General features: G+C 71.6%; 22 protein-coding genes and 1 tRNA gene. 7 read left to right on the top strand and 16 right to left on the bottom strand.

Going from position 1 to position 21,293, the window contains the following annotated elements:
* Positions 1-259 precede the first annotated feature (259 nt).
* From ABZU46_RS13795 to ABZU46_RS13805, 3 genes are all read right to left on the bottom strand, one after another.
* Positions 260-418, bottom strand: a complete 159-nt coding sequence (locus ABZU46_RS13795; protein WP_354857371.1) for a hypothetical protein — start codon at positions 416-418, stop codon at positions 260-262.
* A gap of 62 nt (positions 419-480) precedes the next feature.
* Complete coding sequence (locus ABZU46_RS13800) at positions 481-1,254, bottom strand: enoyl-CoA hydratase/isomerase family protein (RefSeq protein WP_354857477.1); 774 nt, start codon at positions 1,252-1,254, stop codon at positions 481-483.
* 154 nt (positions 1,255-1,408) lie between these two features.
* Positions 1,409-3,796, bottom strand: coding sequence for a M4 family metallopeptidase (locus ABZU46_RS13805; RefSeq protein ID WP_354857374.1), 2,388 nt, complete (start codon positions 3,794-3,796; stop codon positions 1,409-1,411).
* A 168-nt stretch (positions 3,797-3,964) separates the two neighbouring features.
* Between ABZU46_RS13805 and ABZU46_RS13810 the strand changes: the two genes are divergently transcribed.
* A complete protein-coding gene (locus tag ABZU46_RS13810; protein ID WP_354857375.1) occupies positions 3,965-4,528 on the top strand; it encodes a hypothetical protein in 564 nt (187 codons plus the stop codon).
* A 12-nt stretch (positions 4,529-4,540) separates the two neighbouring features.
* Here ABZU46_RS13810 and ABZU46_RS13815 read toward each other — a convergent pair whose 3' ends face one another.
* The 5 genes from ABZU46_RS13815 to ABZU46_RS13835 form a co-directional block, all read right to left on the bottom strand.
* Positions 4,541-5,191 carry a histidine phosphatase family protein gene (locus ABZU46_RS13815; protein ID WP_354857378.1) on the bottom strand — a complete coding sequence of 217 codons (651 nt, stop codon included), beginning with the start codon at positions 5,189-5,191 and terminating at the stop codon, positions 4,541-4,543.
* A gap of 67 nt (positions 5,192-5,258) precedes the next feature.
* Entirely contained in the window at positions 5,259-5,678 is a 420-nt protein-coding gene (locus ABZU46_RS13820) for a VOC family protein (RefSeq protein ID WP_354857380.1), read from the bottom strand.
* Between the two features lie 34 nt (positions 5,679-5,712).
* Entirely contained in the window at positions 5,713-6,114 is a 402-nt protein-coding gene (locus tag ABZU46_RS13825; RefSeq protein ID WP_354857382.1) for an AraC family transcriptional regulator, read from the bottom strand.
* Positions 6,111-7,157 (bottom strand): hypothetical protein, encoded by a 1,047-nt coding sequence (locus ABZU46_RS13830; protein ID WP_354857384.1) that lies wholly within the window; start codon positions 7,155-7,157, stop codon positions 6,111-6,113. Before ABZU46_RS13830 ends, ABZU46_RS13825 begins: the two co-directional genes overlap by 4 nt.
* Positions 7,158-7,261: 104 nt before the next feature.
* A tRNA-Thr gene (locus tag ABZU46_RS13835) sits at positions 7,262-7,335 on the bottom strand.
* 341 nt (positions 7,336-7,676) lie between these two features.
* Between ABZU46_RS13835 and ugpC the strand changes: the two genes are divergently transcribed.
* Entirely contained in the window at positions 7,677-8,768 is a 1,092-nt protein-coding gene (ugpC, locus tag ABZU46_RS13840; RefSeq protein ID WP_354857386.1) for a sn-glycerol-3-phosphate ABC transporter ATP-binding protein UgpC, read from the top strand.
* Positions 8,769-8,938: 170 nt separating this feature from the next.
* The gene (locus ABZU46_RS13845; protein ID WP_354857388.1) at positions 8,939-9,526 is read left to right on the top strand and encodes a hypothetical protein; all 588 of its coding nucleotides are present in this window, start codon (positions 8,939-8,941) and stop codon (positions 9,524-9,526) included.
* A 49-nt stretch (positions 9,527-9,575) separates the two neighbouring features.
* On the opposite strand, the gene rlmB is transcribed toward ABZU46_RS13845, so the two are convergent.
* Together rlmB and cysS are read right to left on the bottom strand one after the other, a co-directional pair.
* Positions 9,576-10,709, bottom strand: a complete 1,134-nt coding sequence (rlmB, locus tag ABZU46_RS13850) for a 23S rRNA (guanosine(2251)-2'-O)-methyltransferase RlmB (RefSeq protein ID WP_354857391.1) — start codon at positions 10,707-10,709, stop codon at positions 9,576-9,578.
* Positions 10,709-12,124, bottom strand: a complete 1,416-nt coding sequence (gene cysS, locus ABZU46_RS13855; RefSeq protein WP_354857392.1) for a cysteine--tRNA ligase — start codon at positions 12,122-12,124, stop codon at positions 10,709-10,711. The genes rlmB and cysS overlap by 1 nt, the downstream gene beginning before the upstream one ends.
* 63 nt (positions 12,125-12,187) lie before the next feature.
* On the opposite strand from cysS, the gene ABZU46_RS13860 reads away from it, so the two are divergent.
* Both ABZU46_RS13860 and ABZU46_RS13865 read left to right on the top strand, forming a co-directional pair.
* Entirely contained in the window at positions 12,188-12,844 is a 657-nt protein-coding gene (locus ABZU46_RS13860; RefSeq protein WP_354857394.1) for a helix-turn-helix domain-containing protein, read from the top strand.
* A gap of 233 nt (positions 12,845-13,077) precedes the next feature.
* Entirely contained in the window at positions 13,078-14,286 is a 1,209-nt protein-coding gene (locus ABZU46_RS13865; protein ID WP_354857396.1) for a DUF559 domain-containing protein, read from the top strand.
* Positions 14,287-14,459: 173 nt separating this feature from the next.
* On the opposite strand, the gene ABZU46_RS13870 is transcribed toward ABZU46_RS13865, so the two are convergent.
* The 3 genes from ABZU46_RS13870 to ABZU46_RS13880 form a co-directional block, all read right to left on the bottom strand.
* Positions 14,460-16,145, bottom strand: a complete 1,686-nt coding sequence (locus ABZU46_RS13870; RefSeq protein ID WP_354857398.1) for a S8 family serine peptidase — start codon at positions 16,143-16,145, stop codon at positions 14,460-14,462.
* Positions 16,146-16,242: 97 nt separating this feature from the next.
* Positions 16,243-16,965: an HAD family hydrolase gene (locus tag ABZU46_RS13875; RefSeq protein ID WP_354857399.1), complete on the bottom strand. Its 723-nt coding sequence runs from the start codon at positions 16,963-16,965 to the stop codon at positions 16,243-16,245.
* 13 nt (positions 16,966-16,978) lie between these two features.
* The gene (locus ABZU46_RS13880; RefSeq protein WP_354857402.1) at positions 16,979-17,935 is read right to left on the bottom strand and encodes a DMT family transporter; all 957 of its coding nucleotides are present in this window, start codon (positions 17,933-17,935) and stop codon (positions 16,979-16,981) included.
* 86 nt (positions 17,936-18,021) lie between these two features.
* Here ABZU46_RS13880 and ABZU46_RS13885 point away from each other — a divergent pair, with 86 nt between their 5' ends.
* Entirely contained in the window at positions 18,022-18,567 is a 546-nt protein-coding gene (locus ABZU46_RS13885) for a CGNR zinc finger domain-containing protein (protein WP_354857403.1), read from the top strand.
* On the opposite strand, the gene ABZU46_RS13890 is transcribed toward ABZU46_RS13885, so the two are convergent.
* From ABZU46_RS13890 to ABZU46_RS13900, 3 genes are all read right to left on the bottom strand, one after another.
* Positions 18,534-19,118, bottom strand: a complete 585-nt coding sequence (locus tag ABZU46_RS13890) for a GNAT family N-acetyltransferase (RefSeq protein ID WP_354857405.1) — start codon at positions 19,116-19,118, stop codon at positions 18,534-18,536. The genes ABZU46_RS13885 and ABZU46_RS13890 overlap by 34 nt on opposite strands.
* Before the next feature lie 81 nt (positions 19,119-19,199).
* The gene (locus ABZU46_RS13895; RefSeq protein ID WP_354857408.1) at positions 19,200-19,382 is read right to left on the bottom strand and encodes a DUF397 domain-containing protein; all 183 of its coding nucleotides are present in this window, start codon (positions 19,380-19,382) and stop codon (positions 19,200-19,202) included.
* Positions 19,373-20,185 carry a helix-turn-helix transcriptional regulator gene (locus tag ABZU46_RS13900; RefSeq protein ID WP_354857479.1) on the bottom strand — a complete coding sequence of 271 codons (813 nt, stop codon included), beginning with the start codon at positions 20,183-20,185 and terminating at the stop codon, positions 19,373-19,375. The genes ABZU46_RS13895 and ABZU46_RS13900 overlap by 10 nt, the downstream gene beginning before the upstream one ends.
* Before the next feature lie 782 nt (positions 20,186-20,967).
* Here ABZU46_RS13900 and ABZU46_RS13905 point away from each other — a divergent pair.
* Positions 20,968-21,261 carry a hypothetical protein gene (locus tag ABZU46_RS13905; protein ID WP_354857409.1) on the top strand — a complete coding sequence of 98 codons (294 nt, stop codon included), beginning with the start codon at positions 20,968-20,970 and terminating at the stop codon, positions 21,259-21,261.
* Positions 21,262-21,293: the final 32 nt, after the last annotated feature.

Consider the following 21,293-nt stretch of genomic DNA (forward strand, 5'->3'; position numbering starts at 1 on the left):
CTGCCGTACGGCCCGCAGCGGACACCACCCGGGATCGAGGCTTCGCAATGGATGGGTCCGCGGTGGCTGCGGCAAAGGGCTCTGGCCATCCACTTTGGCTGCCCGCCGTGTCGATGTGCTGTTGAGCGGTATACCTCAGAGGTATGAATATGACTCTGAGGTATACCGCTTACCACCGCATCCGCCCCCACCGAGGTGACCAAGGGTCACCGCCGGCCGCCCGCTGCGCCCACCGCCCCAAAGGCTAGGAATTACTCGTCTAGGGCTCGAACCACTTGCGGCGACCTGGCCGGCGGGGCGTACCGATGACGAATTGGCGGGCGAAGCCCATGAAGCGGTTGTACAACTCGACGGGGTCGGGCGGGTCCGGCAGGAGGTGGGCCAGATCGACGCTCGCCTCGAACAGGCACGAGGCCATGTCGAGCGTGAGGAGTCTCGGCTCGTCGGCGTACGGCGACGACGAGGCGTAGGCGACGAGCTTCAGCGCTCGGTCGGCGCTCGCCAGGCGAAGCGGGGTGCCCGGCGCTCCGCCATTGCCGCCACGCCCTCCCGGGCCTCGCCGCTGTCCGCCACCTTCCGGTGCCACCAGGCGATCCGTGCCGGTCCGGCCCGGTCGTCGACGATCTCCTTGGCGGCGGCGACGCTCAGCGGCGACCGCTGGGCGATCGTGGCGGTGAGGTCGTCCACCCGTGCGGCGAGCCGGTCGCCCGGCAGCACCTCGTCGACGAGGCCGATCCGCAGGGCGCGGTCGGCGTCGATCAGATCGGCGGTGAACAGCAGGTGCTTCGCCGCCGACGGGCCGACCAGCCGGGCCAGCCGCCGCGTCGTCAGCGCGGGGTAGACCAGCCCGAGCTGGGCCGGGGGTACGCCGAAGCGGGCGTCATCCGAGGCGATCCGCAGGTCACAGGCGACCGCGAGCTGAGCGCCACCCCCGACGCAGGCGCCCCGGATCGCCGCGATCGTCGGCTTGGCGAAGCCGGCCAGCCGCTCCTCGGCGGCCACCGCGATGCTGGTGTCGCCGGCGTCCAGCAGCTCGGCCAGGTCGCCGAGGTCGGCGCCGGCGCAGAAGGCGTCGCCCGCGCCGGTGAGCACCAGGGCCCGTACGTCGGGGTCGGGCTCCAGCCGGTCGAGCAGTTCGGGGAGCTGCCGCCACATGGCAGCCGTCATCGCGTTGCGGCGGGCCGGGTTGTGGATCACCACGGTCGCCACCGGTCCGGTCACCGCGACGGTCAGTTCCGCGTCCGACACGTTCACCCCGAATTCCACGCTGAAGCGAATCTTGGACAGTTTCCGTCAGGAGCTGACGGCAACTGTCCAAGATTGCCAGAAACCTGACGGCGCGGACCCGGCGGCCACCGTTGAGGATGGCCGCCGGGCCCGGCTGTCGGTCAGGTCAGGTCAGGTCAGATCAGGAGACGTTGAGAGCGGTGTCGTCGACCACGAAGGACGTCTGCAACGAGGAGTCCTCGACGCCTGTGAACTTCAGGCTGACGGTCTGGCCGGCGTACGCGGCCAGGGAGAAGGACTTCTGGCTGTAGCCGGTGGCCTTGTTCAGGTTGGAGTAGGTCGCCAGCGTGGCCAGCACCGTCCCGCCCGAGTTGAGCACCTGCACCGTGAGCTTGTCGTACGCGACGGTGGTGGTGGTCTCGGCCGAGTCGATGTGCAGCCAGAAGCTGACCGTGTACGACGAGCAGCCCGACGGGAGGGCCACCGACTGGGCGAGCGTGTCGGTGTGGCTGGTGCCGTACCCGTTCAGCCACGCCTTGTACGACCCGCCGTGGGCCGCCTGGCCGCTGTCGGTGGTGATCACGCCGGAGCTGGCCGTCCAGCCGGTCGCGCCGGACTCGAAGCCCGGGTTGGCCAGCTTCTGCCCCGGCGCGGTGCAGCCGCCCCCGGTGCCGTTCACGGTCAGCGTGTAGGTGGCGCTGCGGGTGACCGACCCCGCGCCGTTCACGGTGACCGAGTAGGTGCCGGGCGGGGTGCTCGCCGAGGTGCTGATGGTGAGGGTGGACGAGCCGCCCGAGGTCACCGAGGCGGGGCTGAACGCGGCGCTCGCCCCGCTGGGCAGGCCGGACGCGGAGAACGTCACGGTCTGCGCCGTACCGCTGGTGGTGGCGGTCGACACGGTGGTGGAGGCCGCGCTGCCCGGGTTCACCGAGCCGGCGGTCGGCGACAGCGACACGGAGAAGTCGTTGCCGGTGGAGCAGGGTGCGTCGTTGCCGGCCACGTTCACGGCCGTCCAGGCGGCCTGCACGGCCTTGTACTCGGTCGAGCAGCTGCCGTACAGGTCGGTCGCGGCCCGCAGGCTGTAGGCGCGGGCGGTGTTCGCCGGGTTGCTGGTGTTGACGTACGTCGTGTTGGAGGTGAAGTAGACGTCCAGGGCCCGGTACCAGATCTTCTCCGCCTTGGCGCGGCCGATGCCGGTCACCGCCGGGGCGGAGCCGCAGACCGGCGAGGTGCCGTACGAGGTGGCGCCGGTGCCCTCGGCGAGGTTGAAGTAGAAGTGGTTGCCGACGCCGGAGGAGTAGTGCACGTCCTTGTTCTTGGTGCTGGTGGACCAGCAGCTGTCGGACGAGCCGTCCAGGGACGGGTTGTACATGTAGCGCAGCGGCGTGCCGTTGCCGTTGATGTTGATCTTCTCGCCGACCTGGTAGTCGCCCGGGTCGCTCGGCGCGGCGGCGTAGAACTCCATCATGTTGCCGAAGATGTCGCTTGTGGACTCGTTGAGGCCACCGGACTCACCGGAGTAGACCAGGCCAGCCAGCGCCTCGGTGACGCCGTGGCTCATCTCGTGCCCGGCCACGTCCAGCGAGACCAGCGGGCGGGAGTTGCTGGAGCCGTCACCGTAGGTCATCTGGGCGCCGTCCCAGAACGCGTTGACGTAGTTGTTGCCGTAGTGCACTCGGCTGGGCACGCCGCTGCCGTTGCCGAAGATGCCGTTGCGGCCGTGGACGTTCTTGAAGTAGTCGAAGGTCTTCGCCGCACCGAAGTGGGCGTCCACGCCGGCCGACTGCCGGTTGGAGTTGGCGCCGGTGCCCCACGCGTTGTCGGCGTCAGTGAAGGTGGTGCAGGTGGAGGTGCCGTTGTTCATGTCGCAGGTGCGGCCGTTGCCGTGCGACGGGTCGATCATCTGATACGTGCTGCCGGAGAGCGTCGTATCGATGCTGACCGCGCCGGTGTAGATGCCCTGGCCGCTGCCGACCACCGACTCGATCTCGTCGAACGACCCGATGGTCGCGCCTGAGGTGGCGTCGGTGATCACATGCAGCCGCGACGGCGTCTGCCCGTCCGGCTGCCAGCCGCTGACCACCGTCTCCCAGGCCAGCCGGCCCTTGCCGGAGCTGGCGTCGACGAACAGTTCCGGAGCGCCCACGGTCTCGGCCTTGCCGCTGAACCCGGCGCGGGCCGTCTTCTTCGCCGCGGCGGCGGTGACCCGGGCCGTGGTGGGGAGGGTCAGCGGTGCGGCGAGTCCGACCGAACTGCCGGCGTAGGTGCCGTTCGGCGCGGTGTGGATGACGAAGTCACCGCCGTACACCCGGAGTCCCTGGTAGGTCCGGGCGTAGCGGGTGTGCGCCGCGCCGGTGGCGTCCACCCTGGTGCTCAGCACCTGGTAGGACTCGGCGCTCGAACCCTGGACGGCGCCGGGGTTCGTCTGCAGGACGGTCGCCGCTCGGGCCGCGGCGGAGGCGTCCGGCGCGGGAGCGGTGGGTGGGGCGGCGTGCGCCGCGGTGGCGACGCAGGTCAACAGGCCGCTGGTGAGCAGCGCTGCGCTGACGGCCGCGAGGGGTCGTTTCACGTGCCCTCCTGAAAGGAGAAAGGGTGTGACGGGGGTGGTCACGCATGTAGATATAGCGATGTGTTCAAGAAAAGAGAAGGCTTGGACCGCTCGCAGACATTGAGACTGGCCGAACGGATGAGGGCCTTGACAGGGGAACCAACGCTGGCAACGGCACGTCCGACGGACATGAGACCCGCCTCGACGACCGGCGTCACGATCGCGCTCCTGGCCGCCCTCCTGGCCGACTGCACCGGCACCGACCGGGCCGCCAGCCCCGCCGACCAACCAGCGGCCACCGGCACCCCGCCGCCAGCGACCGCGACACCTACCGCTCCGAACGGCACCGCGCCGACCGGCACCGCGCCGACCGGGCCCGTGCCGCCTGGACCGGGTGCCACCGACGCCGCGGCCGGGCGGGTGACGCTGTTCCGCTCGGGCGGTTTCGCCGGACGCGGCGACACCGTGACAGTCGAACCGGACGGCCGGTGGACGGCCGTGGACCGGGCCGGCAGCCGTCGTAACGGAAAACTCGCCGCCGCCGACCTCGGCCGGTTCCGCGGCCTGGCGGCCGACCCCCGACTGACCACCGAGGCCCGCCGCACGGCCACCGCGACGAGCTGCGCGGACGCGTTCAGCTACCGCCTGACCGTCGGCGTCGTCGAGACCGGGTACGTCGACTGCCCCGCCGATCCCGCGCCGCCGCCGGCCACCCGTGCGCTCGTCGAGTTGCTGCTGCGGGTCACCGGCTGACCGACCGGCAGCTCAGACCAGGTAGTCCGGGGGCAGGCCGGTGCCGCGCAGCTCCGCCGGCAGGTGCGCCACGTCGTTGACGGTGATCAGGTTCGGCGGCCCGGCCGGGCCGTACCGGATGACGGTCAACCCCGCGTTGTGGTGGTTCAAACCCAGCCACCGCCGCTCCGGCGCGTCGAGGGCATGCCGGACCAGCCAGGCGATCAGGAAGGTGTGCGTCACCACCAGCTCACGAACCGGCTCGCCCTCGGCTGCTCCCTCGTCGGCGACCACCGGACCCGTGAAGCGCCGCACCGCCGCCGCCGTCACCCGCGGCCCGTCGGCCCGCTCGGCCGTCGAGAATCCGGCCAGGAAATCGGCGTACGCCGACGGCAGGCCGGCCGGGTCCGTGTCGTGGGGGAGGTGGTCACCGGCCAACTCCGTGGCGTACACCGGAACGCCGGGCAGTGCCGCGGCGACCACCTCGGCGGTCTGCGCGGCCCTGCGCAACGGCCCGTGGTGCACGGCGGCGAACGACCGGCCCCGCAGGCGCTCACCGAGCAGCGTGGCCTGCCGCCGGCCGCGCTCGGACAGGCCGGAATCCGGCTCGGTCGAGTCCGTGTCGGCGTGCCCGGTCAGGTCCTGCTCGCCATGTCGGGTCAGGTACAACAGCCGCGTTCGCATGCCGTACACCCAAACACACCGGAAGGCGCGGGACTGGCCCGCGCCTTCCGGTTTCTTGATCTTGGCGCTACGCCCGGGGGAACATCTGGCCGATGCGGATCTTGTTGCCGAACGGGTCGCGGATGCCGAAGTCGATCCCGTACGGGCGCTCGGTCGGCTCGTCGGTGATCTCGACGCCCTTCGCCACGAGCTCCTCGTGGGTCTTGTGGGCGTCGTCGGTGGTCATGAACAGGTACCCACCCAGGGCACCCTTGGTGAGCAGCTCCCGCACCTGCTCGGCCGTCGCCGGGTCCATGGCCGGCGGGCCCGGCTTCTCCAGCAGGATCTCGCGCTCCGGGTCACCGGGCAGGTTCACCGTCAACCAGCGCATGAAGCCGAGGTCCTGATCGGTGTTGACCTCCATGCCGAGCTTGTTGACGTAAAAGTCAAGCGCCTGGTCCTGGTCGAGGACGTAGATCTGGGAGCGGCTGATCGCGTTCATCGTCATGCCACGACCGTAGAGGGTGGCCCTGACCTGCTGCTTATCCAAAACTGCTGGGACGCGTCCAGGCCTTGGTGAAGCAGGACGGCACGTTGCCCGGCGCCGCGCGGCGACGCCGGAAATCCGAGGGGGACTCCCCCACGATCTGCCGGAACGTCCGGCTGAACGTGCCCAGGCTGCCGAAGCCGACCGCGTAGCAGATGTCTGTCACGTCCCGGTCCGTCTCCACCAGCAGCGCCATGGCCCGCTCCACACGGCGGCGTTGCAGGTAGCGGTGTGGCGTCTCGCCGAAGGTGGCCCGGAACGTCCGGATGAAGTGCGCCTCGGAGACGTACGCGATCCGGGCCAACGCTGGGATGTCCAGCGGCTCGGCGTACGCCCGGTCCATCGCGTCGCGGGCACGCAGCATCGCCCGGTTGGACTCCTCCACAGCCCGGCTCACCGCGGGCCGCCCGGCGGAAGAACCGACGTCTGCGCCACGTCCTGGTCGCGCAGCTTGGCGTAGACGACCTCGGACGTGAACCCGCCGATGAACCCGATGGCCAGGACGAAGAAGACCAACTGCCGCGCCGCATCACCGTCGAGCAGGCCCGGGTTGGTGGAGAGCTGCGCCGCGACGAACAGCAGGAAGGCGATCACACCGGCGGCCGAGCCCAACGCCGCCGCCCGCAGCCAGTTGCCACTGCCGTCGTACGCGTTGCGCACGATCGCACCCCACACCGAGGCGAACAGCGGGGCGGCCACGAGAACCGCGACGTTCTGCCATCCGCCGGTCGGAGCGGCGTACGCCAGCGGGATCGTGGCGAGGGCGAGCAGCAGGAGGACCAGCGCGGTGACCAGGCCCGCCACCGTACGCCGGCCAGCGGCGCCCTCAGCGCGCTCCTCGTCTGCGCGGCGCCGCACCTGGGCGCAGAGCGCGGTGACGATCGGGCCGGCTGCTCCCGACTGCCAGGGTCGGGCCAGCAACGCCACCTCCTCCTCGGTGGCGACGCCACGCTCGTTGTTGAGTCGTTGCCACGTCTTCTCCGCGCCACCGCCGAACGCCGCGACCGCGGCGACCGGGATGCGCCGGGACAGTCCGATGAGCCCGGCGATGAACGTGGAGCGTCCGCCGCCCACCAGCAGCAACGCGTCGGCCATCAGCAGGGAGCGGTAGAAGCTGACCTCCCAGTCGTCGGTCGACTCGGGCACGACGGCGAACAACTCCGGATGACGCTGGGCCTCCTCGAAGTCCACGTCCTGCTGGTACCGACCACGGACCAGGATCGACCCGGGCATCGCCCGGCCGGTACGGATGTAGCCGCGCACGACGTCCCGTTCCAGGTACTCGGGATCGCCGGAGTACACGACGATGCGGCAGCCCTGGTTGGCGAGTGCCGCACCCAGTTCGGCCGCCGCGGCAGCCGCACCCTCCGGGTCGCGGATGGCGGGCGAGTAGGAGCGGCCCGCCTGGGCACTACCGGCGATAGCGACGACCGGGCTCATGCGACTCCTCGACGGTCGGTGACACCCGAACTATAGGAGTGGCCAACCATCGATGCCCCTGCCGACGAGCCGTCGGGGGACGGCCGGACCGCCGAAATATTCGGAGCCCCCGGCCGGGATCGAACCGGCGACATCTCGCTTACAAGGCGAGTGCTCTGGCCAGCTGAGCTACAGGGGCGCGTGCGTCGAGGTCAGCATAGCGACTGACGTCTGAATATCCCGATCGCGAGGGCTCCCGAGCATGGGAAACGTCAACAACCCGACGCCCGTCGCCTCGAGGAGACGTCGATTGATGCCTGCCCGTGCCCGAGTGCCCGGAATGCGTGGGCAACGGATCACCTCCGCGGGCCGCTCGCCTTGGCAGCACGGGGAAACCCGTTTACCGTGCAGTGACACGGACGACACCACGGCCGCCCCCGCGGCCGACCCGCCGTCCGCTGACCGGCACGGGTACGTGCCGGTCGCTCCTTCACTCGGATCGTCCGGCACGTTCCTGCCGGTGAAAGGAAGCGCACCACCATGGCTACGGTCACCTATTCCAAGGCGTCCCGGATCTACCCGGGCACCGAGCGTCCCGCCGTCAACGAGCTGGACCTCGAGATCGGCGACGGCGAGTTCCTCGTTCTCGTCGGCCCCTCCGGTTGCGGCAAGTCCACCAGCCTGCGCATGCTCGCCGGCCTGGAGGACGTGGACGCCGGCTCGATCTACATCGACCAGCGCGACGTCACCCACCTGCCCCCGAAGGCCCGCGACATCGCGATGGTCTTCCAGAACTACGCCCTCTACCCGCACATGACGGTGTACGAGAACATGGCGTTCGCCCTCAAGCTGCGCAAGACCTCCAAGTCGGAGATCGACCGGCGGGTCAAGGAGGCGGCCGGGCTGCTCCAGCTGGAGGAGTACCTCAGCCGCAAGCCGAAGGCGCTCTCCGGCGGTCAGCGTCAGCGTGTCGCGATGGGCCGGGCGATCGTCCGCGAGCCGCAGGTCTTCCTCATGGACGAGCCGCTGTCGAACCTCGACGCCAAGCTGCGGGTGCAGACCCGTACCCAGATCGCCTCGCTGCAGGCCAAGCTGGGCGTCACCACGGTCTACGTCACGCACGACCAGGTCGAGGCCATGACCATGGGCCACCGGGTCGCCGTGCTGCTCGACGGTGTCCTCCAGCAGGTGGACACCCCGCGGGCGCTGTACGACACCCCGGCCAACGTGTTCGTCGCCGGCTTCATGGGCTCCCCCGCCATGAACATCAAGACCGTTCCGCTGAACGAGCAGGGCGCCGAGTTCGCCGAGCTGCACATCCCGCTGACCCGCGAGCAGGTCGCCGCGGCCCGCGCCGAGGGTGGCGACGGCAACGTGACCGTGGGCTTCCGCCCGGAGGACTGCGACCTGGTCAGCCCGACCGAGGGCGGCATGCCGGTCGTCGTCGAGCTGGTCGAGGACCTCGGCTCGGACGCCAACGTCTACGGGCACGCCGCGCTGGGTGGCAACTCGGAGCGCTTCGTCGTCCGCACCGACCGGCGCACCATGCCGAACATGGGTGACACCGTGTTCGTCAAGCCGCGCACCGGCCGCAGCCACGTCTTCCACGCCGCCACCGGCAGCCGGATCTGACGTAACGCCGTACCGCAAAGGGGCGGTCCGCTTCGGCGGGCCGCCCCTTTCGTCGTACCCGGGGACGGCTTCTCACCCCGCGGTGCCAGCACCAATGTGGCTCCGCGGGGTGACTCGGCAGGGCGGGCCGCGCCCGTAGCGTCGCGGCACGCCCAACCCGAGGAGACGCCGTGTCCGCCACCGCCACCGCTCACCCGACCATCCGTTCCCGGCCGTACCGGACCGCCCGCCTGGCCGGCCGCAGCCTCGCCTACTGCGCGACGCTGGTGCCGGTCGCCCTGCTCGCGCTGGTGACCGCCCCGGTGGGTGGGGCCGGTGGCGCCGCCGCGCGGTGGCGGACGCTGCGTACCGGGCTGCTCCGAGCGCCGCCGAGGCCCGCGCCCAGCCGGCCACCCGGCCCGGTCGCGGTGCTCGGCCACGGGCTGCTCAGTCTGCTGCTCGGCGTCGTGGCCCTCGTGCCACTCGGCGTCGAGCTGCTGATGGTGCTGCGCGGCGTGCTGTACGGCATCGTCGACAGCGGTCCGTACGACCACTCCTGGGGTGGTCCGACCCGGGCCGGCGCGTGGTTGGCGCACTTCCTCGTCGGCCTGCCGATGGCCGCCGCAGCCCTGCTCGCGTTGATCGGCATCGCCGCCGTGCACCAGCGACTGACCCGACGTCTCGACGGGGAGCGCGCTCCGGCGTGGCTGATACCGGCCACGCTGCTGATCGCGGTGGCCGGGGCGCTGCTCTTCGTCGCCTGGACCCACCAGATCTGACGACGAGGCCCCCTCCCGCACCGGGCGGGAAGGGGCCTCGTCGACGTCGTTACAGCTCGACCGAGCGGCGGCGGGCGACCTCGGCGAGGGTGACCGCGGCGGCCACGCTGGCGTTGAGCGACTCCACCTCGGAGATCATCGGGATGCTCACGGTCAGGTCGCAGGTCTCGCCGACCAGCCGGGACAACCCGCGCCCCTCGGAGCCGACCACCACCACCAGCGGCCCGACAGCGGCCTCCAGGTCGTACAGGTCGGTGTCGCCGTCGGCGTCCAGGCCGACCACCATGAAGCCGGCGTCCCGGCACGCCTTCAGCGACCGGGTCAGGTTGGTGACCTGCGCCACCGGCACCCGCGCGGCCGCGCCGGCGCTGGTCCGCCAGGCGGTCGCGGTGATCCCGGCAGCCCGCCGCTCGGGTACGAAGACACCCTGCGCGCCGAACGCGGCGGCCGAACGGATCACCGCGCCAAGGTTGCGCGGGTCGGTGACCCCGTCCAGTGCCACCAGGAGCGGCGCCTGCTGCTCCAGGGCCGCGGCGACCATGTCCTCGAAGGGTTGGTACGCGAAGGGCGGCACCTGCAACCCGACGCCCTGGTGCAGCACGCCGCCGGTCATCCGGTCCAGCTCGGCGCGGCTGATCTCCAGGTTGGCGATGCCCCGGTCGGCGGCCGTCCGGATGATCTCGTTGATCCGGTCGTCCATGTCGATGCCCTGGGCGACGTAGAGCGCCGTCGCCGGCACCTGGGCGCGCAGCGCCTCCAGCACCGGGTTGCGCCCGACCAGCAGCTCCGGGGTGTCCTTGGACGGGTTGGACTTGCGCCCCGGCGCGACCCGGGGGCCGGTCCGGCCGGCGGTCGGCCGACCACCCCGACCCGCGGCACCACCCCGACTCGCTGGTACGCCCCGGCCACCGCCCCTGCCCCAGGTGGTGTCCTTGCTGCCCGGCTGACCGATCTTCGGGGCACGCCCCTCCTCGGCCGCCGCCCGGCGCTCCTTGTCCTGCTTCCAGGCGGTGCGCTGCGGCAGCTTCTCGGTGCCCGAGTAACCCTTGTGCCACGGCCGCTCGTCGGCGGGCAGAGTGCGCCCGCGTCCGGCGAGGGAGTCCTTGTTCTTGCCGCCGGTGCCCTTGGGGGCACCTGCCTTCGGCGTCAGACGCCGGCCACGGCGCTGCGAGTTGCCGGCCATCAGTCCTGCTCTCCAATAGTCCAACGGGGGCCCTGGGGGGTGTCCTCGACCACCACGCCGGCCAGCTTGAGCTGGTCGCGTACCGCGTCGGCGGCGGCCCAGTCCTTGCGGCCCCGGGCCTGCGCGCGCTGCTCCAGGGCCAGCGCGATCAGGGAGTCCACCACGGCGCGCAGATCGTTCGAGCTGCCGCCACCGGTCCAGGCCTCGTCGAAGGGGTCGATGCCGAGGATATCCAGCATCGCCCGTACCGCGGCCAGGGTGGTGCGGACGGTCACATCGTCGCCGGTGCTCAGCGCGGTGTTGCCGTCGCGCAGGTGCTGTTGCAGCACGGCCAGCGCGGCGGAGGTGTTGAGGTCGTCGTCCATGGCCGCGACGAAGCCGGCCGGCAGCTCACCGAGCTGCCCGGTGCCCACCCGCTCGGCGGCCCGCTGCACGAAACCCTCGATCCGCCGGTACGCGGTGGCCGCGTCGCGCAGCGAGTCCTCCGAGTAGTCGATCACCGAGCGGTAGTGGGCGGCGGCGTAGTAGTAGCGCAGCTCCACCGGCCGCACGCCGAGGGAAGCCACGTACGCCAGGTCGAGCGCGTTGCCGGCGGACTTGCCCATCTTGGCCCCGCCGATGCTGAGCAGCCCGTGGTGCACCCAGTAGCGGGCGAACGGCAACCCGGCCGCCTGGGACTGGGCGATCTCGTTCTCGTGGTGCGGGAACGTCAGGTCCAGACCACCGCCGTGGATGTCGAACTCCGGGCCGAGGTAGCGCCAGCACATCGCCGAGCACTCGATGTGCCAACCCGGGCGGCCCAGCCCCCACGGCGACGGCCAGTACGCGTCCGCCGGCTCGTCCGGCTTGGCGCCCTTCCAGAGGGCGAAGTCGCGCGGGTCACGCTTGCCCCGGTCGGGGGCGTCCCCCGCCGACTGCATCGCGTCCGGCGACTGACCCGACAGCGACCCGTACGCCGGCCAGGACGCCACGTCGAAGTAGACGTCACCGGAGCCGTCGGTGGCCGGGTACGCGTGCCCGTCCGCGACCAACTTCGTGATCAGCTGGTGCATCTCCGGGATGTGCCCGGTGGCGCGCGGCTCGTAGGTGGGCGCCAGCACGTTCAACGCCCGGTACGACTCGGCGAGGACCAGTTCGTTGGCGTACGCGATCGACCAGAACGGCCGACCCCGCTCCCCCGCCTTGACGAGGATCTTGTCGTCGATGTCGGTCAGGTTGCGGATGAACGTGACCTCGTAGCCGGCGGCCAGCAACCAGCGGCGCAGCACGTCATAGTTGACGCCGGAGCGGAGATGGCCGATGTGCGGCGGCGCCTGGAGGGTGAGACCACACAGGTAGACCCCCACCTTGCCGGCTTCCCGCGGGACGAAGTCCCGCACCGATCGGGTGGCGGTGTCATACAGGCGTAGCGTCACCGTACAAGGGTAGCCGTCCGTGCCTGTCCGGGCCCGCCGGTGCCGGGTCGTACGCTGCGTGCTGTGGATGAGACGGCGGGGTCCGGCCGGGCCGGGGAGACGTCCCAGACTCTCGACCGGGGTCTGCGACTGCTGCACCTGGTCGCCGACGCGCCGGCCGGGTTGACCGTCACCGAGGTGGCGACGCGACTCGGCATCGGCCGGGCGGCCGTCTACCGGCTCGTCGGCCCGCTGACCGGGCACGGCATGCTGCGCCGCGACAGCGACGGCCGGCTCCGCCTCGGCGCCGGGGTGCTGCACCTGGCCCGACGCGCCCAGCCGCTGCTCGCCGAGGGGGCGCTGCCCGCGCTACGCCGGCTCGCCGAGCAGGCCGGCGCCACGGCACACCTGACCGTGGTGGAGGGCGGCGAGGGCGTCGCCCTGGCCGTGGTCGAGCCGAGCTGGACGTCGTTCCACGTCGCGTACCGGACCGGGGCGCGGCATCCCCTGGACCGGGGTGCCGCGGGTCGGGCGATCCTGGCCGGTCGGGGCGGCGCCGCGGAGCCGGTGAGCAGCAGCGGGGAGCTGCAGTCCGGGGCGTACGGGGTGGCCGCGCCGGTGCTCGGCGTACCAGGTCTGGAGGCCAGCGTCGGGGTGGTCGCGCTCGCCCCGCTGGACGTCGACCTGATCGGCCCCCAGGTGCTCGCCGCCGCCACAGCCGTCACCGCCGCCCTCCGCTGACCTCCCCGCCGACCGCCTGGCGGCCTGGGGCTTGATCGACTCGGGTTCATGCAAAGCGCGGCATCCGAGCACCAGCGACAGCCCGATTTCCATGAACGCGAGTCGATCACCGCTGGGTGCCATACCACGATCGGTGCGTGGGCTCACCGTTGTCCACAGGGGCCGACGGAGGCTCGGAGCGGGTTGTCCACAGGGGTTTCGGCGGGTGGTTCGCGGTCCGCACGCTGTTCGACATGCCACCTCGTCCGTACCGACCCGATGCCCTCACCTGGCAGGTCTTCCGTGGCTCCGACGCTGTCCGGGCCGGCCTTCTCAGCGAGCACCAGTTGCGCAGCGCCGCGTGGGTGCGGCTGCGCCACGACATCTACGCCGACGCCCGACTGGACCGGGACCACGCCCTGGCCTGTCGCGCCGCGCTCCTTCGGCTACCGCCCGGGGTGGTCGTCGGGGGCCCGTCGGCCGCCTTCCTGCACGGCATCGAACATGCCGCCGCCTTCACCGACGACGTGCACGTCCTCGTGCCCCGATCGCTACGGGTCGGCGCGCAACGCGGCCTCCGCGTGCACGTCCACCCTGCGCCCCTCGACCCGGATTCGCGCGAGCGGCTGGTGACCTCCCCGGGCACGAGCGGTGCGCCGAAAGCAGGACCCCCAACCGGCACGACCCGCCGATCGGGACCAGAGCAGCCGGCCGCCGCAGGCTCTCCACGAACAGCCCACCCCACCGGCACGCCCCGCCCACCCGGATCGGAACGCCCGCCCGGCCCAGGCCCTGCGCCCCGAACAGGCGCGACCCGCCCCGTGGACGCGCGGCGGCCCCGGGGGCGCGCGGTGGCGGCGGGACCGGGCAGCCCGGTGGGGGTCAGGTGGGGTGACAGCCGAACGGCCGCCGAGCCTCTCCGGTTCCCGCGCGGCTCGATCCCCCGCTCCGACCCCGAACAGGCCGCCTGGGAGACGGCAGTCTGGCTCGACCCGATCCGAGCGGTCAGCATCATCGACGCGTTGCTCGGGCAGGGGCTGGCCGATCGTGCCGCGCTGATCGAGGCGGCTGCTCGTAACGCGAACCGGGCGGGGAATCGCCGAGCAAGCTGGCTCTTCGACCTGGCTGACGGCGGGGCCCAGTCCCCGCCGGAATCGCAGCTGCGGGTGCGGTTGGTGCTGGGCGGGCTGCCACGTCCCGTTGTTCAACATCCGGTACGCCTGCCCAACGGCGTGATCCTTCATCCCGACCTGGCGTGGCCGGAATACCGGGTAGCGGTCGAGTACGACGGGCAGTGGCACGCCGATGCCGATCAGCTGCACCGCGATCGCCGACGACTCAACCTGCTCGTCGGCGCGGGTTGGTTGGTGCTGCACGTGACCAGTCGACGAATGCATGCCGAGTTCCCGACGGTGCTCCACGAGGTGCGCGCCGCGTTGAATGCCCGCGGCTGGCGGCGGTGACCACCCGGGGCGTACGTGATCCACTCGGGTTCCTGGAAGTCGGGCTGTCCCCGGGCCCGCGACACCCCGCCATCAAGGAACCCGAGTGGATCAAGCCCGGGGAGGCCGGCATGGGTGGCCGGGACACAGCGAGGCCCGGTCGACCAGCGTCGACCGGGCCTCGCGGTGGTGTCTTACGGGCGGGCGTTCGGCTTGAGCGGGGTCGTCACCGCCGCGTACGCGTCGACGATCCCGTACCCGTAGAAGCCGTTGAAGTTGAGCCCTCCGGCGCAGTACGCGTCGAAGGACTCGTCACGGCCCTCGTTGCGGTACTGCTGAAGGCGCGGCTCCGGGCAGGCGTGCTCGGCCGCCGTGCGGTAGAGGTGCTGCTCCACCTGGTCCGGGGACAGGCCGAAGCCACCCCGGCCCTGCGGCTTGCCGTACCGGCTGACGATCAGCGCGGCAACGCCGGCGGCGTGCGGGGACGCCATCGAGGTGCCCTGGAGGTAGGTGTAGTAGCCGCACTCACCGTTGGGCTTGCACTGCTTGAAGACGGACTCCTCGAAGCCGGCGACGACGTTGCCGTCGGCGTCGACCGAGCCCTCCTCCTGGAGCACATGCTTCGGGTACGACGACAGGATCTCGTTGGCGTAGGTGCGGAACGTGTCCGTGCCGAAGCCGTCGCGGAACCAGCCGCCCGGCGCGGCGACCGAGATCTGCTCGGTGCCGTAGTTGGAGAAGTCCGACTTCTTGCCGGACGGGCCGACCGACGACACACCGATGACGTGCGGGCCCTCGGTGGGCAGGTCCCAGCAGCTGTTGTTGTCGATCGGGCGCGGGTACGGGTCGGCGCCGTAGTCCGGGCTGGACGTGTCGGTACGCGGCGCGCCCAGGTCCTCGTGGTTGTTGCCGAGCGCGCCGACCAGGGTGACGCCCTTGTTGTGGGCGAAGACCAGCGCCCGCTTCATGGCCTTGATGATGGCCCGCTGCTCGGCCTGCGCCTCGGGCGAGTCGGCCGGGTTCGCGGTGCAGTTGTAGAGCCACGGGTCGACGTAGAACGACATGTTGACCACGTCGATCCCGGAGCGCCCGGCGTAGACCAGCGCGCTGACGACCGGGTCGAGGAAGAAGTAGCCGGAGTCCTGGCCGCCCTTCAGCTCGACCAGCGAGACGTTCGGGGCGACACCGGAGAGGCCGAAGCCGTTGGCGGCCGCGCCGATGGTGCCGGCCACGTGGGTGCCGTGCCCGCCGTCGTCGGTGCCTACCGCGTCGAGGCAGCTCGGCACCTCGCACGGACCGTCCACGTCGGTCCGGTCGGGCGCGAAGTTACGCGACAACGCCCAGTTGAAGTTGGGCGCGATGTCCGGATTGCTGGCGTCGACGCCGGTGTCCAGCACGCCGACGGTCACCCGGCGGTCACCGGGCTCGACCTTGCGGGCCTTGTCGGCCCGGATCATCTCCAGGCCCCAGAGCTTGTCGTCGAGCGGGTCCATCTTTGCGCCGCGCCGGGCTGCGCTGCCCGCTGCGACCGACGCCGTCATCAGGTGCTCCTGCTCGACCCGGTCCAGCTTCGGCTTGCGGCCGATGGCCTTCTGCTCGGCCGCACCGATCAGGCTCGGGGCTGCCGTCGCCTTGGCCGCGAAGTCGGCCCGATCACTGGTGACCTGGAACATGCCGACCTCGTCGGACCGGGACACCACCGTGCCGCCGGCTGCCTGGATGGCGGCGACGGCCGTGTCGGCGGCGAAGCCGTCCTCGGCGACGACAGTGAAGGTGCGGGAGGTGCTCGGCGCGGCGCTGGCCGGTACACCCAGGCCCGCTGCCGTAAGTGCCAGTGCTGCCGCGGTCGCGACGGCACCGGCGGTGAAGCGCTTGCTCACCACATCGGATCCTCTCGTTGAGGGACGTGGCAGCCATCACACAACACCCGCCCGGTTTACGCCAGGTGAACGTCCGTTATGGCGGTGAATCTCTCCTTCATCCGCCCAGCTCGATGCCCACGTCCACCCGGTCGGACGACCCCGCCGACAGATCCGACAGGACCACTGGCAGGTCGGCCAGGGTGGACACCTCCGCGTCGGGGGTGAAACCGGCCGGGCGGGGCAGCCCTTGCCGGTTCAGCCACACCGACCGCAGGCCGGCCCGCCGGGGTGCCACCACGTCGTGCTCCCACGAGTCACCGACGTACACGATCTGCTCGGCGGGGACCCCGGCGGTCGCGACCACCGCCGCGTAGAACTCCGGGGCGGGCTTCTTGGGCAGGCCGTTCTCGTGCGCGTACAGCTCGAAGGCGAACTCCCCGGCGAGCCCGCAGCGTTCGGCGCGGCTGTTGCCGTTGGTCGCGAAGCCCAGCGTGTACCGGGTGCGCAGCACGGCCAGGGTCGGCGGGACGTCCGGGAAGGGTCGGGTGAGGGCGAAACGGCGGGCGAAGAAGAGGGCGGCGATCTCGTCGAGGTGGTCGTCGAGCCCGGCGCGGGCCAGCGACCGGGCCAGCGCGGCTCGGCGAATCTCCAGCACCGGGGCGGCGCTCAGCTCGCCGAAGACCGCGCCCCAGTCGGACTCCAGCTCGGCGAGCGTCACGTCGGCGGCTTCCGGCGTACGACGCCGCATCTCGTCGAGGACGGTCACCAGCCCGGCGGTCACCGCCGGCCGCAGGTCCAGCAGGGTCTCGTCGGCGTCGAACACCACGGTGGTCAGCACGGCAACCACTCTCTCACCGCGAGGTGGTTGCCAGCGCAGGCTCGAGGTTGGCCGGCGCGGGCGTACCGCGCAGTTCGTCGAGGCGCACCAGAGCGACCCCGGCGACGATCAGCGCACCGCCGAAGAGCTGCCAGGCGGTCGGCAGTTCGTCGAGGAACAGCCAGGCGATCAGCACCGCGAACAGCACCTCGGTCAGCCCGACGAACGACGACAGCCGGGGGCCGAGGATCCGGGTGCCGGCGATGCCGGCGAGGTACGCGATCACGGCGGCGACCAGCGTGAGCCCGACGATGGGCAGCAGCCAGGTGGTGCGGTGCCCGGCGAACGTGACCTCGCCGAACGTGGCACGCAGCGGCAGCAGACCGGTCAGCCCGACGAGGAGCAGCACGGCTGCCCCGACGGCCATCCCGCCGCTGGCCATGGCGACCGAGGGCAGTCGGGGGTCGACCCGGCCGGCGAGCACGAAGTAGCCGGCCAGGCCGAACGCGGCACCCAGTCCCCACAGCACGCCGACCGGGTGGAAGCCGGCGGTGCCGGTGAGGTCCAGGACGAAGGCCAGCCCGCACAGGGCGGCGGCCGAACCGGCCACGGTGAGCCGCCGGGGGCGCTGGCCGTGCCGCAGCCACATCCAGCCGACGACCAGGATGATGCCCAGGTACTCCAGCAGCAGCGCGATGCCGACCGGCAGGTACCGCACGGCGTTGAAGAAGCACACCTGCGCCAGCGCCACCCCGAGCAGCCCGAACATCACGACCGCCGCGCTGTTGCTCCGCAGCACGTGCCACCTGCCACGCAGGGACAGCAGGGCGGGGATCGCCAGCACCAGGGCGGCCACGCCGACCCGGGCGACGACGGCGGCCTCGGCCGACCAGCCGGCTTCGATGAGCGACCGCGCGAAGGTGCCCGAGGTGGCGAACGTGACCGCGGAGAGCAGCGCCAGCGCGGCGCCGGCGGTGGGTCGTGACTGCATCTCGCGCTCCTCGGGGACGACACGGTGTCATGAGCAAACTATCCTTGTGCTCATGACGCTAGGCGGCCATCGTGACAGGAGTCAAGTTGCTATTCGCTCATGACACCGAATGTTCGTTGATCGCCGCCACCGCGTTGGTCAACACCGCGGGCCGCGACGGCGAGCTGCTGCCCGACGTCGCCGCGCTGGACGCGTTCTTCACCCGGCACGCCTACAGCGGGCGGCACGAGCACACCGACGCCGAGCTGCGCGCCGTGCGGCAGCTACGCCCCCGGCTGCGCCGGATCTGGCACGCCGAACCGCCGGAGGTCGTCGCCATGGTCAACGCCCTGCTGCTGGAGCACCGGGCGTTGCCGCAGCTCATCGAGCACGACGACGAGCCGTACCACCTGCATGCCGTGCCCCGCGACGCGCCGCTGGCCACCCGGATGGCGGTGGAGGCGGCGATGGCGATCGCCGACCTGGTCCGCATGGGCGAGCTGAGCCGGTTGCGGATCTGCGAGTACCCGGACTGCGGCAACGTCGTCGTCGACCTGTCCCGCAACCGGTCACGGCGGTTCTGCGAGGCCGGCTGCGGCAACCGGGCGGCGGTGACCGCCTACCGGGCCCGCAGGGCCGCCGGTCGGCCCTGAGCGACGTCGGCCCGTAGTTCGTACTCCACCTCGCCGTGCTCGGTCCCCGGGATCGGGTCGTCGAACCGAAGGTGGAAGGTGCGCACGTAGCGCAGCCCCGCCTTCACCATCACCCGCCGGGACCGCTCGTTGACCGCCATCGTCTCAGCCCACACCCGACGCACGCCCACGGTGTCGAAGGCGTACCGGACCAGCGCCCGCGACCCCTCGGTGGCCAGGCCGCGCCCCCACGTCGAGCGGCGCAGCCGGTAGCCCAGCTCGGCCTCGGTGCCGTCCTTGGACGGGTCGAGGGCGAACCAGCCCAGGAAGTCACCCGTCTCCCGATCGACGGCCGCCCACCGACCGAGACCGGGATGACTGTCGTACTGGGCGAGCAGCTTCGGCAGATGCTCGTCCCGGACGGTGGCACGCGGGGTTGCGACGCCGCCGGTGAGGAAACGCATCACCTCGGGGTCGCTGTCCAACTCGACCAACGCGTCCACATCGGCCACGCTCAGCCGCCGCAACCGCAGCCGCTCGGTCCCCGGAGGAACCAGGTCATCGCCATCCATGACCGGATCATCGCGCCCGCCCGACGACCCCGTCGACGTCTTTTCCGACCCGCGACCACCGTCGCGGGCAGGGCGGTCGCGTCAGCGCGGGGGCGCGACCACGAAGAGCCGCCAGGAGTACGCGTCGACCACGAGCACGGGCCCGTCCGGGTCCTTACTGTCGCGCACCCCGACCACGCCCCCAAGGTTCGTAGCCACCTCGACGCAGTTGGCGTCCTGGTTGCTGCGACTGCTCTTGTGCCATCGAGCGTCGGTCAACTCCACGACTCGGCCACCTCGCTGATCAACTCGATGGACGCCTGCGGGGGCAGGGCTTCGCCCAGGGTAACCTCCCAGACCTGCTGCAACCGCAACAGATCCTTCGGCTTATCCAACTCCTGGCCGCGAACCTGGCAGTCCAGGTAGGCCACCTCGGTGCCGTCGGGCAGGGCGGCAAGCGCGAACTGCCCACCGAGCCCCGGATATTCCTCGGCGGATCGCGGCACCACGTGCAGCCGGACCCGCGGGTGCCCGGTGGCGAGGCTGGCCAGGTGCAGGGCCTGATCGCGCATCACCTTCCGCCCGCCGACCCGTCGCCGCAGCACCGCCTCGTCCAGCACCGCAACGATCTGCGGGGCACTCTCGCTGCGCAGCACATTCTGGCGGTTCATCCGCTCGGCCAGCCGCCGTTCGACCTCCTCGGGCGCGAGCAGGCCGCCGGCCTCGAAGACCGCACGGGCGTAGTCCTCCGTCTGGAAGAGCCCTGGCACGTAGCGGGGCTCGTACCACCGGATCGTGCGCGCCTGCGCGAAGATCGCCTGCCAGCCGCGCAGCCACGGTTGCGCCCGGTCCAGGCTGACCAGCTCGGTGGACATGCGGCCGAAGAGGCCGCCGGTGTCCAGGGCACGGTCGACGAGTTCCAGGTACTTGGCGGTCGGCGGCTGCTGGCCCAGCTCGACGGCGCTGACCATGGACGGCGAGTAGTTGACCGCCTTGGCCAGCTCGTCCTGACTCCAGCCCCGGCGAACGCGCGCCCGGCGCAGCTCGGTGACCAGGAACGCCGCCGCCGTCATCTGCCCATCGCCCATGACCTGCCGCCTCTCCACCCCGTCGACGATCAACTCCAGCCGGCCGCCAGCGGCGTCACCACCGGAAACAGGACGGCTGTGACGACCCGGCCAAACCCTTCCGACCGTAGTCGCCCGATCACCAGACTGTGAAGTGCGGCACCGCTCCCCGTCCCCCGGGCCCGGCGGCGCCGCACGGGACCGCCCGATCCCCCGTGCCGGGCGGTCCCGCCCCACCCAGCAGACCGACCAACCGACCAACCCGACCCGACCACCCCAGCGAGGCCACACCGACCCGACCACACCGATCCGACCACACCGACCAGGCCACCCCGACCCGACCACACCGACCAGGCCCGACCCGACAACACGGACCCGGCCCGACAACACGGACCCGGCCCGACCACACCGACCCGGCCCGACCACACCGACCCGGCCCGACCACACCGACCCGACCCCACAACACCGACCAACACCGACCCGGCCCACGCCGACCCGACCACGCCGACCCGACCACGACCGGCCGGGCCACACCGATCGCACCCCGATCCGGCGCGATCTTGGCGCAGCGCCGCGCCATCCGGGCGCCGTCTGAGCGAATTCTTCGAGATCTTGGACAGTTTCCGTTAGCGCCTAACGGAAACTGTCCAAGATCTGAAGCGGGTTGAGGTTGTTGAGGTCGGTTGAGACGGATGGCGGTCATCGCGCGATCGGCCACGATCTCGGCGACGTCGCGGCCGAAGCGAGACGGTCCGCGGGGAGGTGACGTCAGAGACGATTCAGCTCGAAGGGACTCCCACACCATGTGCCGGACCGCCCCGGACGACCGCGCGACCACGCCCCGTCGACCGCACCTGCCGCTGCGTCCACTCTGGCTCTGCCGGGTCTGCGCCGCGCCGTGGCCGTGCCCGGTCGCCCGACTCACCCTCCGCCAGGAGTACGCCCACGACCAGATCGCCCTGAGCATCTACCTGTGCACGGTCCTGCACGACGCGGCCACTGACCTGTATCGGCTCAACCCCCAGGGCGGCCCGGACCCGAGGGCCCTCTTCACCCGGTTCCTCGCCTGGGCGGCACCGCGTGGCGACCCGCACTGAGCGACACCGCGTGGCGACCCGCGCAGAGCGAC

This window comes from Micromonospora sp. NPDC005197 (genome assembly GCF_040608295.1).
In the GTDB taxonomy this organism is placed as follows: Bacteria; Actinomycetota; Actinomycetes; order Mycobacteriales; family Micromonosporaceae; genus Micromonospora.